Here is a 13,107-nt window from a genome sequence, read left to right as displayed (position 1 = left end):
TCACAGCTGTATGAATTACCTGTTCCCCCTCACCGCCATCCTGATCTGGGCCGGCAACACCGTAGTTACCAAGCTGTCCGCCGGTGCCATCCACCCCGCCGAAATCGGCTTCTACCGCTGGCTGCTCGCCGGCCTGCTGTTCACCCCGTTCCTGCTGCCTGCGGTGTGGCGCAACCGCGCAGCCATCCGCCCGCATCTGGGCAAGGTGTTCGTCCTCGGCGTGCTGGGCATGGCCATCTACCAGAGCCTGGCGTACTTCGCCGCAAGCATTACCAGCGCCACCAACATGGGCATCATCCTGTCGCTGATGCCGTTGATGTCGCTGGCGCTGTCCATCGCCTGGCTGGGCCAGCGTCTGAGCTATGGCGCCTTGCTCGGTGCCCTGGTGTCGTTCTATGGGGTGCTCGAAGTGGTCAGCGCCGGCCACCCCGGCGCCCTGCTCGAACAGGGCCTGAACAGCGGCGACCTGTTGATGCTGGTGGCCACCCTGGCTTACGCGCTGTACAGCTTCCTGCTGAAGAAATGGCAGCTACGCCTGCCGCCCTTGCAGTTGCTGTACCTGCAGGTGCTGGTGGCAATCATCGTGTTGCTGCCGCTGTTCCTGGTTTCGGACAAGACCGGGCTGAATGCCCACAACGTCGGCCTGGTGCTGTATGCCTGCGTGCTGGCCTCGATGGTCGCACCGCTGGTGTGGATGCAGGCCGTACACCGCCTTGGCCCCAGCCGCACCACGCTGTTCTTCAACTTGCTGCCGGTGGTGACCGCGCTGATCGCCGCCGGCGTACTCGACGAACAACTGGCCAGCTACCACCTGATCGGCGGCCTGCTGACCCTGGCCGGCGTGGTCCTCGCCGAACGCTGGACTACCCCCGTGCGCCGTGCAGCTACAGCCCCGCAGCCTTGAGCCGAGCAGCGTGCTCGGTGAACAGGCGCACCGGCTCGGCGCCCTTGCCCACGGCGCCGAGCGACTGGTTGACGATGTCCAGGTGGTCGAGCGGGTAGTCATCACCGATCACCTGCCCCAGGTGTGAACTGAAGCGACCGACCATGCCGTCGCAGTGGCCCTTCTCCTTGACGAAGCTGCGCGCGAACAGACGGCAGAAGCGGTTGCTGCCATCGAAGCGGTTGCGCCCCTGGTCGGTAAGCCCTGGCTGCAGGGTGCCCGACCAGGAGTAATAGCGCACGCCATTCACCTCGCCCGGCCCTTCACCGCCCCAGGTGTCGGGCAAGCCTTGTGGATAAGCCTGGTTGAACAGCGCCACCCCGGCGCTGGTCAGGGATTGATGCGAGGCGTGCACATCGATCGGCAGCGGGTCGCGGCGCCAGCCGGTTTCAAGCCATACCAACAGCACCGCCAAACCGTGCAACACGGCTTTGAGCAAGCGTCCCTGGGCTGAGTCGCCGGGTGCTGTGCGCTCCAGATGATCGGCCAGTTCAGAGCCGTGGTTAGGCCCTGCCACCGAGGTGACCGAGGCTATCCGATCAGGCCGTTTGGCAGCGGCGTAGCGGGCATCCAAGGCGCCCTGGCTATGGCCGATCAGATTGACCTTGTCGGTGCCGGCGCGCTGGCAGATGTCCTCGATGATCGCCAGCAACTGCTCGCCGCGCACCTCACTCGAATGCAACGGCGAAACCTGCACGGGAAACACCTGCGCCCCGCCCTTGCGCAAGGCCGGCACGATGCCGAACCAGTAGGGGTAGAGCAGCACCCTGACGAAGCCGAGCATGCCCGGCACCAGCACCAGCGGGTATCGCGTGGCCAACTCCTGCCCCATTGCCCCTGCCCCTTTTCCGTGGACGATCGGCCCACACTACAGCGGCCGCGATGACCATCGCAATCGAACTCCTGGCGCGCGCTGCGGTTCCAAACCAGAACAGACCCTGTGCAAGGAGCGGGACCATGTACAAGCAGACCCTGGCAATCCTTTTGGCAAGCGCAACCCTGGCCGCCTGCGGCAGCCACCCGGAGAACCCGGTGGACTACGCCACCTACCACGACGAGCCGCTGGTCAAGCAGGTGGAAAAGGGCATGACCATGCAGAAAGTCATTGCCATCGGCGGCAGCCCATCCAACGTGATCGACTTGCCGCACGGGGGCACCTGCAACGACTACATCCTCAACCACGACGGCCACCAGCAGCCTTACTACGTGCGTTTCGACGCCACCGGCCATGTCGATGCCAAGGGCTTCAAGACTTGCAAGCAACGAGAAGAGGACAGCGACGCCGTAAGAGGCGCGTGAGCCTGCCCACACCTTGACCCACCGTCCTGATCTGATTGGAGACAACCATGAGCAACGTTGAACTGACCGATGTGCAAACCCTGCGCAAGCGTGCGCGCGAGCATGTGGAACAAGGCGCGGTGACCGAGGGCTATCAGGCTGATCGCGAAAAGATCCTGCGCCTGCTCAACGAGTCGCTGGCCACCGAGCTGGTCTGCGTGCTGCGCTACAAGCGCCACTACTTCATGGCCAGCGGGATCAAGGCGAGCGTCGCGGCTGAAGAGTTTCTCGAGCATGCCACCCAGGAAGCCGAACACGCCGACAAGCTGGCTGAACGCATCGTGCAGCTTGGGGGAGAGCCGGACTTCAATCCGGACAACCTGACCAAGAATTCCCATGCTCAGTATGTGGCGGGCAGTTCGCTGAAGGAGATGGTGCTGGAAGACCTGGTGGCCGAGCGCATCGCGATTGACAGCTACCGGGAGATCATTCAGTTCATCGGGGATACCGACCCGACTACGCGGCGGATCTTCGAAGACATTCTGGCGCAGGAAGAAGAGCACGCGGACGATATGTCCGACTTGTTGCAGGGGTTGTAATCGCGAGGGGCTGCGTTGCAGCCCAATCGCCGGCAAGCCGGCTCCCACAGGTACTCCACAGCTTTCGAAGCCTGTGCTGTACCTGTGGGAGCCGGCTTGCCGGCGATTGGGCCGCAAAGCGGCCCCTATTTCTTCCCTTTCACCGCAGCCGGCGCTTTGCCGGCCTTCATCTGCTGCAGCAAAGGCGTGCACTGATTAGGCTCATCACCACTGCTCGGCGCCACCAGCGCCAACAGCCCCGCCGCCGGCCCCGCGAGCACCCCCAGCGCCACCATCCCCGCACCGCGCAAGGCCAGCGGCACCGCCTGCACACCCGCACTGGGCTTGGCGAACGGCCCGCGCACATACAGCGGCGAACGCAGCGAGAACAGCCGCACGCCCTTGGACTCAGGGGTGATCTTCAGGTCCAGCTGTTCACTGGCGAAATTGGCCGTGCCATTGATGTAGATGATCGCGTTCTCGGTATCGAAGATGAACAAGCGCGTGGTCGCCAGCCCATCCTTGATCCCGACATCCGCCGCCGCGCAATTGATCTTCACGTCCTCGTCACCAAACAGCTTGCCGATCACATAGTTGCCGACGTTGAGCCCGGCGATCTCCATCAGGCTGCGGCTGATCGCCCCATCGTTGATCAGCATGCGCAGGTCGCCATTGGCCGTACCCAGCAACGCCGCCACCGAATTACCCCGACCGCTGATGTCGGCATCGCCGTTAAGCTCGCCAAAGCTGGTTTGCATGGGCGCGAAGCTTGGGAACAGCTGCTTGAGCTTCATGTCGCGCGCGGTCAGCTGGGCCCGGCCCTGCAGGGGCACGCTGCGCCCGTCCAGACGAATGTTGGAGGCCAGGTTGCCGCCTGCCACACCAAAACGCAGCGGCTCCAGGCGCAACAGGCCGTCTTCGAGGATCACATGGGCCGACAAGTCATTGAACGGCAGCTGTTCGCTGTGGACGATACGTTTGCCGGCGAAGGTGACATCGGCATCCATGGCGCGCCAGCGTTCGGTGCGGAACTCCTCTACCGGCAGCACCTTGCCCGCAGGCTGTTTGCTGGCGCCGCCACGGGCCTTCTGTTCGGCGTTCGAATCGGCACCGATCAGCGGCGCCAGGTCCTTGAACAGCAGTTGGTTGGAAACCAGCTTGCCCGTCAGCTTGGGCCGTGGCTGGCTGGCGACGAAGGCCAGGTCGCCATGGATGTCACTGTTACCGATCTTGCCGTTGAAACCCTGGTAATTGAAGGTTGCCCCCTCGGCAGCACGCAGGTTGGCCGTGAGGTGGCCATCAGTGTTGTAGGGCGGGGTATCTGGCAGGGTTACGCCCGTCAGCGGGTACAGGTTGCCCAGGCTGGCGCCTGCCAGGCGCAGGCGCAGGTCCAGGGCGCCCAGGTTGCGCGGGTCGGTCAGGGTGCCGGCCACTACCACGTGGGTGTCACCAATACGCACATCGCCCTGCAGTGGGAACGGCTGGCTGGCATCCTGCAGCGCGAGCAGGCCGCCGATCTTGCCCGTCCCGGACACGGGCTGGCCCTTGTAGCGGCCTTGGGCCTTGAGCCCAAAGGCGTAGTCCTGGGCGCCAGCGGCTTTTTCCGCACGGGCCTTGCCGACGATATCGCTGAACGGGATCGGCTTGCCCAGGGGGTCGATCTGCACCTTCATGCTGGTCTTCAGGGTCTGGTCGTCGAAGCTGACATTACCTTGGTCGAAACCGATGGCGCCGATGTCCAGCTGCCAGTTGGAGGGTTCTGCATGCTCGTCCTTGGGCCCGAAATCGAACGTCCAGTTGGCCCGGCCATCGGCCAGGCGGGTAAGACTGGCTGTGGGTTTGACCAGATCGATGCGCGGGATGACGATCTGCTGGAACAACAATGGCACCATTGCCAGGCGGAACTCGACGCGCTCCAGGCTGGCCATTCGCGGTTCCTTGAGCCAGTCGGGGTTGCCCAAGGTCAGGTCTTCGGCAATGAAGTGCGGCAAGGGCACCCAGCCGCGCCAGCCACCCTCTTCGGGTTCGATGCGCCAGTGCACGGCAAGGTTGCCGTTGATGGCGAAAGGCCGCTGCAGGGCCTCTGAGACCTTCTCGTTGAGCAGCGGCTTGACGCGGTTCCAGTCGAAGGTGGCAATCACCACCACCAGTATCGCCAACAGGGTCAGCAGGGTGGTGAGGGTCCAGACGATGATTCTGGCAGGACGCGTCATTGCGTAGTTCTCCTGACGACATGGCACGAAACGGGCGCAGTGATGGCACTCAATATCTCGGACTGATGAAAACCCGCGGGGTTTTATCGGTGGCGTGCATGATAGCGAAGTTTTTCCCTGCTTCTTGCTCATCTAATGGTCTTGGAAAGGCTGGCGAAGGGCCCGACAAAGCTACCGGCCAATAGCCATCAACCGCTTCGAAACGCGCGTAATAGAGCACTTGAGAATCTCTATCAATGCGGTCGATTGTTACCATTACCCGTATGAACTTCTCTCTGGCGCTCCCCGGCGTAGCATTGGCTTCGTACCCACTTTCCAGCCCCACCGAGGAGCACCGCCATCATGAAACGCCACCTGCTGACCCTGACCCTGTCCATCCTGGCTGCCAACGCCTTTGCCGTCCCAGCCGCCGACCAGCACCTGACCGCCGAATCGCGTTCCAGCGCCGCTGAAGTTGCCCAACCGCTGAAAACGGTTGCCGAAGGTGGTTCGGATCGCCTGATCGAACGCAGTGGCCGCGTCGCCGAAGGTGGCTCGGACCGCCTGATCGAACGCAGTGGCCGTGTCGCTGAAGGTGGTTCGGACCGCCTGATCGAACGCAGTGGCCGCGTTGCTGAGGGTGGCTCGGACCGTCTGATCGAACGTAGTGGCCGTGTAGCCGAAGGTGGCTCGGACCGTCTGATCGAACGCGCCGGCCGCGTCGCCGAAGGTGGCTCGGACCGTCTGGTTGAAATCAGCCGTGTGAGCTGATCACCATGGCCGAAAACTACAACCTGCATCACAGTGCCTGCTCCCCTCCCAGCCCGGTCCATTGACCGGGCTTCGTTTTTTTATCTAGAGTGCCCAGCCTCACCGTCTCAGAATTCCTGCCATGCTGCCGCGCGCCGAACAAAAGCAACAGACCCGCCAGGCCCTGCTCGATGCTGCCTGCCAGCTCATGGAGAGTGGTCGCGGCTTCGGCAGCATCAGCCTGCGAGAAGTCGCCAGGGCGGCAGGTATCGTCCCCACTGGCTTCTACCGGCATTTCACCGACATGGACGCCCTGGGCCTTGCCCTGGTCGCCGAAGTCGATACCACCTTTCGCCAGACCATCCGCCTGGTACGCCAGAACGAATTCGAACTCGGCGGTATCACCGACGCTTCGGTGCGGATCTTTCTCGACGTGGTAGCGGCCCACCGCGCGCAGTTCCTGTTCCTCGCCCGCGAGCAGTACGGTGGCTCGCAAGCGGTCCGCCAAGCCATTGCCCGCCTGCGCCAGGACATCAGTAACGACCTCTCCACCGACCTTGCGCGCATGAAGCGCTGGCAACACCTGGACAGCGCCGCTTTGGCGGTGATGGCCGACCTGGTGGTCAAGACCGTGTTCGCCACCCTGCCCGAGTTGATCGACAGCCCTGAGCAAGGTTATCCACAGGCGTTGACGGCGCAGGAGAAGATCACCCAGCAATTGCGCTTCATCTTCGTCGGCGCGCGGCATTGGCAAGGGCTGGGCAACCCTGGTTGATCTGCTGGCCGTACTGGCCTCTTCGCGGGGCAAGCCCGCTCCCACAAGTACCTCTCAGGTCTTAACTGCACATTGAGTTTGTGGGAGCGGGCTTGTCCCGCGAAGAGGCCGGCACAGACAACCGACAATCGCACTTCTGCTACCATGGCGCCCTGCCCGACAGCGACGAGCGCCCACATGCCCAACCCCCGCCCCACCCTGCCCGAACTGGCCCGCTTCAACCAGCACTTCGCCGAACGTATCGTGCCGCTGTGGCAAGGCCCGGGCTGGAATGCCGACCTGGCCCTGCCCTATGAAGCCCTGGACGCCCAGCACCGCCCGCTGCCGGTCCAGCGCTACCGGGCCATGGCCTGTGCGCGTCAGCTGTACCTGTTCAGCAGCCGTATCGAGCAACCGGGCGCCGCCGAGCGCGCGACGGCGCTGTTCCGCTCGCTGCAGCGGCATTTCCATGACGCCGAGAACGGTGGCTGGTTCTACAGCATCGACGCCGACGGCAAGCCGCTGGATCGACGCAAGGACCTCTACACCCACGCCTTCATCGTCTTCGCCTGCGCCCATTACTGGGGCAAGGTGCGCGAGAGCCTGGTGGAGTCGGCGCTGAATGCTGCGCTGGAGATCGTCGCCGAGCAGTTCGCCCGCGATGATGGCCTGTACGAGGCGAGCCTGGGCGAGGACTGGTCCGACCTGAGCAGCGGACCACTGCAGAACCCGCAAATGCACCTGGCCGAGGCCTTCCTGCAAGTGCTCGCCGTGCGTGAAGACGAAGACGTGCAACAGGACCTTCTGCAACTGTGTGAAGCGCTGCAGGCGCACTTCGTCGAACCGCAGCATGGGCTGATGCTGGAAAAGCCACGTGGTGCTGTGGATAACTGGTTCGAGCCCGGCCATCAGTTCGAATGGTTCTACCTGCTGGAAACTTCGCCGCTGCTACGGGGTACGTCGCTGCATGCGTCCATCGAGCGTGCGTTCGGCTATGCCGAGCGATGCGGGGTACAGAATGCGGCGGTGCTGGCGATGCTCGATGTGGATGGCAAGGTGATCGATGCTACCCAGCGGATCTGGGCGCAGGCGGAGTATCTGCGGGCGCTGGTGTTGCGGGCGGGGAGTGAAGCGAAGCTGGCTGAGCAGTTGCAGGCGATGGAGCAGCGCTTCCTGCATGAAGGCGGCTGGTATGAGTGCCGGGATGGTGCAGGTGCTGTGAGCCGTCATGACATGCCTTCGACTACGCCCTATCACTTGGCGACTTGCCTGGAAGGGTTGCAGCGCCTGAGCTGACGCATTCGCGGGACAAGCCCGCTCCCACAGGCTCTCTCCTGCCTTAGGTTCAGCAGAGTACCCGTGGGAGCGGGCTTGTCCCGCGAATGGGCCGCAAAGCGGCCCCTGTTTCTGTAATCACCCCTTGACCGAACGGTCGATCGAGAACCCGGCCCAGTCCTGGCTCACCGGCATCAGCTCCAGGCTGTTGATGTTGATGTGCGCCGGCTGGTTGAGTATCCAGAAGATGGTCTCGGCGATGTCCTGCGGCTGGATCGGCTCGGCACCGGCATAGGTGGCGTCGTACTTGGCCTGGTCCCCGCCGAAACGCACCAGCGAGAACTCGCTCTCGCACAGCCCCGGCTCGATGTTGCTCACACGTACACCGGTACCACGCAGGTCACAGCGCAGGCTCAGCGAGAACTGACCGACGAAGGCCTTGGTGCCGCCATACACGTTGCTACCCGGGTAAGGGTAGTTGCCCGCCACGGAACCTACGTTGAGGATCGACGCCCCACGGCCGTGAGCGATCAGGCGCGGCAGCAGCAGGCGGGTGGTGTACATCAGGCCCTTGATGTTGGTGTCGACCATGGTCTCCCAATCATCCAGGCTGCAGTTCTGCGCCGCCTCCACGCCCAGTGCCAGGCCGGCGTTGTTGACCAGGCCGCGCAGCTTGTCGAAGCCGGCCGGCAAAGTGGCGATCGCTTGTTCCATGGCCTTGCGGTCGCGCACGTCGAGCACCAGGCCATGCACTTCGGTCTTGGCCGACAGCTCGGCGCACAGCGCGTCCAGGCGTTCCTTGCGGCGCCCGGTGAGCACCAGCTTCCAGCCAGCGTCGGCAAAACGGCGGGCGGTGGCTTCGCCAAAACCGGAAGTCGCGCCAGTGATGAATACGGTGGACGTCATGCTCTGTTCCTCGCGGTGGATAGTCATCGGCAGGCCTTGCAGCATGCCTTCGCTTGGGCCTGGCAGCAAGGTATCAACGTAGCTGGTCATTTTTTGTACATACTCGCAGAACCCTTGCTGCAGAGGCCCTCGCGCCAGCTATACGCATGTTATCCACAAGCCTTTCCCCATGGATTGGGGGCAAGTTGTCCGCCTAGCGGAACCCTTTCAGCAAAATGCGGTCGCGTCAGGTCTGACGGGTGATGGCTCAAGGCTTTCAAGCATGCCGCTTGCAGCGGACTGTCCAAGGGTTTCTCACAGAGTTATCCACAGGAATGCGGAGACTCGACCGCATATTTGGCCTGTGCAAAAAAAGTTTGAAAAATCATCCACAAAGGAAAGCTGATCAAAATATGATCAGACTGTTGCAGGCCTTGAAATCAAAGGGGTTTAGCGAGGTGCCACCATGTTTTCCACAGGCGGTTCCACATTATCCGTGGAAAAAATACAGCCTGTGGAAACAAGGGCTTGCGAGGGCTTTGTGGTGTGGTTCGAGAAAGATATGCGACAAGTTGTCCACATCCGCTTGGGTGCAAAACCTTGGGGCCGCTTGGCGGCCCCAAGTAACACTCAGTGCCCGCCCAGATAAGCGCTACGCACCTCTTCGTTCACCAGCAACTCCTGCCCCGTGCCGGTCATGCGGATCTGCCCGTTGACCATCACATACGCCCGGTCGGACAGCTTCAATGCATGGTTGGCGTTCTGCTCCACCAGGAAGATGGTCATCCCGGTCTTGGCCAGTTCACGCAGGGTCGCGAAGATCTGCTTGACCACGATCGGTGCCAACCCCAGCGAAGGCTCATCCAGCAGCAACAACTTGGGCCGGCTCATCAACGCCCGGGCAATGGCGAGCATCTGTTGCTCGCCACCGGACATGGTCATGGCTCGCTGGTTACGCCGCTCCTTCAGGCGCGGAAACAGCTCGAACATGCGCTGCATGTCCTCGTTGGCAAATTTGTCGCCAATGGGGATGGTGCCCATCATCAGGTTTTCCTCGACGGTCATGTCGGGGAACACCCGGCGCCCTTCCGGTGACTGGGCGATGCCGTTGGAAGCGATGTAGTGCGACGACTTGCGGGTGATGTCAGTGCCGCGATAGACGATGTGCCCGGACGCCGCACGCGGCTGGCCGAAGATCGACATCAGCAGCGTCGACTTGCCGGCACCGTTGGCGCCGATCAGGCTCACTGTCTCGCCCTCGTTGATGTGCATCGAGACTTTCTTTAGCGCCTGGATCGGCCCGTAGAACACGTCCAGGTCCTTCAGTTCGAGAATGGGTGCACTCATACCAGTTCCTCTTCGTCGGCACCCAGGTAGGCGGCGATCACCGTCGGGTTGTGGCGGATATCCTGTGGCGCGCCTTCGGCGATCACGTTGCCGTGGTCGAGCACGACGATATGGTCGGAGATGCTCATGACCATGCCCATGTCATGTTCGATCAGCACCACGGTGATGTCGTGCTCGTCACGCAGCACGCGGATCATGCGGCTCAGCGCTTCGGTCTCCTGCGGGTTGAGGCCCGCGGCGGGCTCGTCGAGGCAGATGATCTTCGGCCGTGTGCACATGGCCCGGGCGATTTCCAGACGGCGCTGCTGCCCATAGGACAACTCACCGGCCAGGCGGTTGGCGCAGTCGACCAGGTCGACCACCTCCAGCCAGTAGAACGCGTGGTCCAGGGCGTCGCTCTCCGCCTTGCGGTAGGCCTTGGTGTTGAGCACCCCGGCCAGCAGGTTGCGGTTGACCCACATGTGCTGGGCCACCAGCAGGTTCTCCACCACCGACATTTCCTTGAACAGGCGAATGTTCTGGAAAGTCCGGGCAAGGCCTGCCCGGTTCACCAGGTGGGTTCCGCCGAACATCTTGTAGTACAGGCGATTGGCAAACTTCGCCGGCGACACGAAGTCGGTGGCCTGGAAGCGCTCGCCCAGCAGCTGGATGACGTTGGTATGGCTGCCGCGCACGTTCAGCTCGATTCGCCCGCCACTGGCCTTGTAGAAACCGGTGAGGCAGTTGAACACCGTGGTCTTGCCGGCACCATTGGGGCCGATCAGGGCGAAGATCTGGTTGCGCTTGACCTTGAGGCTGACATCGCTGAGCGCCTTGATGCCACCGAACTGCATCATCAGGTTGTCGACCGAGAGAATGATTTCGTCGCTCATGGCGCCACTCCTTTACGCGGGGTCACACCGGTACGGCTGATGCGGATCAGCCCACGCGGTCGCCAGATCATCATCAGCACCATCAGCACGCCGAACAGCAGCACTCGGTATTCGGAGAAGCTGCGCAGCAGCTCCGGCGCCACGGTCAGCACGAATGCCGCGATCACCACGCCGACGGTCGAGCCCATGCCTCCGAGCACGACGATGGCCAGAATCAGCGCCGACTCGAAGAAGGTGAACGACGACGGGTTGACGAAGCCCTGGTAGGTGGCGAAGAACACCCCGGCAAGGCCGGCGGTGGAAGCGCCCAGAGTGAATGCCGAGAGCTTGACCAGCACGTGGTTCAGGCCCATCGAGCGGCAGGCGATCTCGTCTTCGCGCAGTGCTTCCCAGGCGCGGCCGACCGGCATGCGGGTCAGCCGGTGCTTGACGTACAGCACCGCCAGTACGACCAGGAACAGTACCGCGTAGATGAACACGAACTTCAGGTTGGCGTTGTAGTCGATGCCGAGAAACTCATGGATTGGCGTACCACCGTCCTTGGCCCGCCGACCGAACTCCAGACCGAAGAAGGTCGGCGACGGCGCCGGCATGCCGTTCGGGCCACCGGTGAACGACAGCCAGTTGTTCAGCACCAGGCGGATGATCTCGCCAAAGCCCAGGGTCACGATCGCCAGGTAGTCACCGTGCATGCGCAACACCGGGAAGCCGAGTATGCATCCCGCCAGGGCTGCCGCGATGGCCGCCAGCGGCAGCACGCTCCAGAAGCCCAGGCCGAGGTACTGGTAACCCAGCGCCAGGCCATAGGCACCGATGGCGTAGAACGCCACATAACCCAGGTCGAGCAGGCCCGCCAGGCCGACCACGATGTTCAGGCCAAGGCCCAGCAGCACGTAGATCAGGCCAAGTATGACCACGGTCAGCAGGTATTTGTTGGCGAAGATCGGGAAGACGATGGCGATCACGATCAGCGCCGGGACGATGTAGCGCAGGCGCGACTTGTAGTCAGGTGCATTCACGTGCACGCCCGAGCCACCGCTGTCGAACCCCTGGAGCATGCGCCGCCCGGGTGCGCTCTGCAGGTACAGGCTGAGCAGGAAACGCCCGATCATGACCCCGCCGACCAGCCAGGCGACACGCCGGGGTTCGGCATTGAAGGTGTAGCCGTCGAGCACTACGCCGACTACCGGGCCGAAGACGATGAGCGCCAGCAAGCCGGCGACGATGGTCTCCAGCAAGCTGCGTTTGAGATCGAAACCATTGGTTTCGGAAACAGGGGCAGTTTTGGCAACGGACATATTCACACCTTAGCCACGAGCGGGCGACCCAACAGGCCTTGTGGGCGGAAGATAAGGATCATCACCAGCAGCGAGAAGCTGAATACGTCCTTGTAGTCGGAGTTGATCAGGCCGGAGAACAGCGACTCGGAGATGCCCAGGATGATGCCGCCAAGCATGGCGCCCGGTAGCGAGCCGATGCCGCCGAGCACCGCGGCGGTGAATGCCTTGATGCCAATGATGAAGCCGGCATAGAAGTCGAAAGTGCCGTAGTTCATGGTGATCAGCACGCCGGCCAGCGCAGCCATCACCGCACCGATGACGAACACGTAGGAGATCACCCGATCGGTGTTGATGCCGAGGATCGAGGCCATCTTGCGGTCTTGCTGAGTGGCGCGGCACATGCGGCCTAGCTTGGTGTACTTGATTACATAGGTGAGCAGGCCCATGCCGACAAACGCGGCGATCAGGATGAAGATCTTGGTGTAGGTCAGTTGCACGAAGCCGCTGCCCACTTCGACGCGCAGGGCGCCTTCGAGCAGGGTTGGCACGCCTTGCTGGCGGGCGCCCTGACTGATCTGCGCGTAGTTCTGCAGGATCAGCGAGATGCCGATGGCACTGATCAGCGGTGCCAGGCGGGTGGAGTTACGCAGGGGTTTGTAGGCGATGCGTTCGATGGTGAAGCCGTACACACCCGTGACCACGACGGTGAACAACAAAGTGCCCAACATCAGCAGGGGGAACGACTCGATACCGAAATAAGCCAGCAATGCCAGGCTGATCGCCGCTAGGTAAGCGGAGATCATGTACACCTCGCCGTGCGCGAAGTTGATCATGCCGATGATGCCATAGACCATTGTGTAGCCGATGGCGATCAGGCCATAGACCGACCCGAGGGTCAGGCCGTTGACCAGTTGCTGCAGGAAAATACCATCCATAACGCAATCTCACCTGAT

The 13,107-nt window shown here is 62.6% G+C and carries 13 protein-coding genes; 6 read left to right on the top strand and 7 right to left on the bottom strand.

Translation table 11 applies throughout. The annotated features are described in order from the left end of the window. Positions 1-10 precede the first annotated feature (10 nt). Entirely contained in the window at positions 11-904 is an 894-nt protein-coding gene (locus tag ACIPZG_RS17230) for a DMT family transporter (protein ID WP_400715609.1), read from the top strand. On the opposite strand, the gene ACIPZG_RS17225 is transcribed toward ACIPZG_RS17230, so the two are convergent. Further along, positions 885-1,775 carry an alpha/beta fold hydrolase gene (locus ACIPZG_RS17225; RefSeq protein ID WP_400715608.1) on the bottom strand — a complete coding sequence of 297 codons (891 nt, stop codon included), beginning with the start codon at positions 1,773-1,775 and terminating at the stop codon, positions 885-887. The two genes, ACIPZG_RS17230 and ACIPZG_RS17225, sit on opposite strands and share 20 nt — an antisense overlap. A gap of 125 nt (positions 1,776-1,900) precedes the next feature. Here ACIPZG_RS17225 and osmE point away from each other — a divergent pair, with 125 nt between their 5' ends. Together osmE and ACIPZG_RS17215 are read left to right on the top strand one after the other, a co-directional pair. Beyond that, positions 1,901-2,242, top strand: coding sequence for an osmotically-inducible lipoprotein OsmE (osmE, locus tag ACIPZG_RS17220; RefSeq protein WP_400715607.1), 342 nt, complete (start codon positions 1,901-1,903; stop codon positions 2,240-2,242). A 47-nt stretch (positions 2,243-2,289) separates the two neighbouring features. Further along, complete coding sequence (locus ACIPZG_RS17215; protein WP_008089584.1) at positions 2,290-2,820, top strand: bacterioferritin; 531 nt, start codon at positions 2,290-2,292, stop codon at positions 2,818-2,820. Positions 2,821-2,945: 125 nt separating this feature from the next. On the opposite strand, the gene ACIPZG_RS17210 is transcribed toward ACIPZG_RS17215, so the two are convergent. Next, positions 2,946-5,012, bottom strand: a complete 2,067-nt coding sequence (locus ACIPZG_RS17210) for an AsmA family protein (RefSeq protein WP_400715605.1) — start codon at positions 5,010-5,012, stop codon at positions 2,946-2,948. A 342-nt stretch (positions 5,013-5,354) separates the two neighbouring features. Here ACIPZG_RS17210 and ACIPZG_RS17205 point away from each other — a divergent pair, with 342 nt between their 5' ends. The 3 genes from ACIPZG_RS17205 to ACIPZG_RS17195 all read left to right on the top strand — a co-directional run bounded on the left by ACIPZG_RS17205 (position 5,355) and on the right by ACIPZG_RS17195 (position 7,791). Continuing rightward, positions 5,355-5,762 carry a phage infection protein gene (locus ACIPZG_RS17205; protein ID WP_400715603.1) on the top strand — a complete coding sequence of 136 codons (408 nt, stop codon included), beginning with the start codon at positions 5,355-5,357 and terminating at the stop codon, positions 5,760-5,762. Positions 5,763-5,883: 121 nt separating this feature from the next. Next, a complete protein-coding gene (gene fabR / locus ACIPZG_RS17200; RefSeq protein ID WP_400715601.1) occupies positions 5,884-6,516 on the top strand; it encodes an HTH-type transcriptional repressor FabR in 633 nt (210 codons plus the stop codon). A 177-nt stretch (positions 6,517-6,693) separates the two neighbouring features. Beyond that, positions 6,694-7,791, top strand: a complete 1,098-nt coding sequence (locus tag ACIPZG_RS17195; protein ID WP_400715599.1) for an AGE family epimerase/isomerase — start codon at positions 6,694-6,696, stop codon at positions 7,789-7,791. Between the two features lie 117 nt (positions 7,792-7,908). On the opposite strand, the gene ACIPZG_RS17190 is transcribed toward ACIPZG_RS17195, so the two are convergent. From ACIPZG_RS17190 to ACIPZG_RS17170, 5 genes are all read right to left on the bottom strand, one after another. Continuing rightward, positions 7,909-8,676: an SDR family oxidoreductase gene (locus tag ACIPZG_RS17190; RefSeq protein WP_400715732.1), complete on the bottom strand. Its 768-nt coding sequence runs from the start codon at positions 8,674-8,676 to the stop codon at positions 7,909-7,911. 609 nt (positions 8,677-9,285) lie between these two features. Beyond that, the gene (locus tag ACIPZG_RS17185; protein WP_400715597.1) at positions 9,286-10,002 is read right to left on the bottom strand and encodes an ABC transporter ATP-binding protein; all 717 of its coding nucleotides are present in this window, start codon (positions 10,000-10,002) and stop codon (positions 9,286-9,288) included. Then, positions 9,999-10,874 (bottom strand): ATP-binding cassette domain-containing protein, encoded by an 876-nt coding sequence (locus ACIPZG_RS17180; RefSeq protein ID WP_008089577.1) that lies wholly within the window; start codon positions 10,872-10,874, stop codon positions 9,999-10,001. Before ACIPZG_RS17180 ends, ACIPZG_RS17185 begins: the two co-directional genes overlap by 4 nt. Next, positions 10,871-12,172 carry a high-affinity branched-chain amino acid ABC transporter permease LivM gene (gene livM, locus ACIPZG_RS17175; protein ID WP_400715595.1) on the bottom strand — a complete coding sequence of 434 codons (1,302 nt, stop codon included), beginning with the start codon at positions 12,170-12,172 and terminating at the stop codon, positions 10,871-10,873. The genes ACIPZG_RS17180 and livM overlap by 4 nt, the downstream gene beginning before the upstream one ends. Positions 12,173-12,174: 2 nt before the next feature. Next, a complete protein-coding gene (locus ACIPZG_RS17170; protein WP_400715593.1) occupies positions 12,175-13,089 on the bottom strand; it encodes a branched-chain amino acid ABC transporter permease LivH in 915 nt (304 codons plus the stop codon). Positions 13,090-13,107: the final 18 nt, after the last annotated feature.

This window comes from Pseudomonas sp. NPDC089395 (assembly GCF_044749525.1).
Classification (GTDB): domain Bacteria; phylum Pseudomonadota; class Gammaproteobacteria; order Pseudomonadales; family Pseudomonadaceae; genus Aquipseudomonas.
Note: the sequence above shows the minus strand (reverse complement) of the source record. Positions and strands in the feature narration are given on the sequence as shown.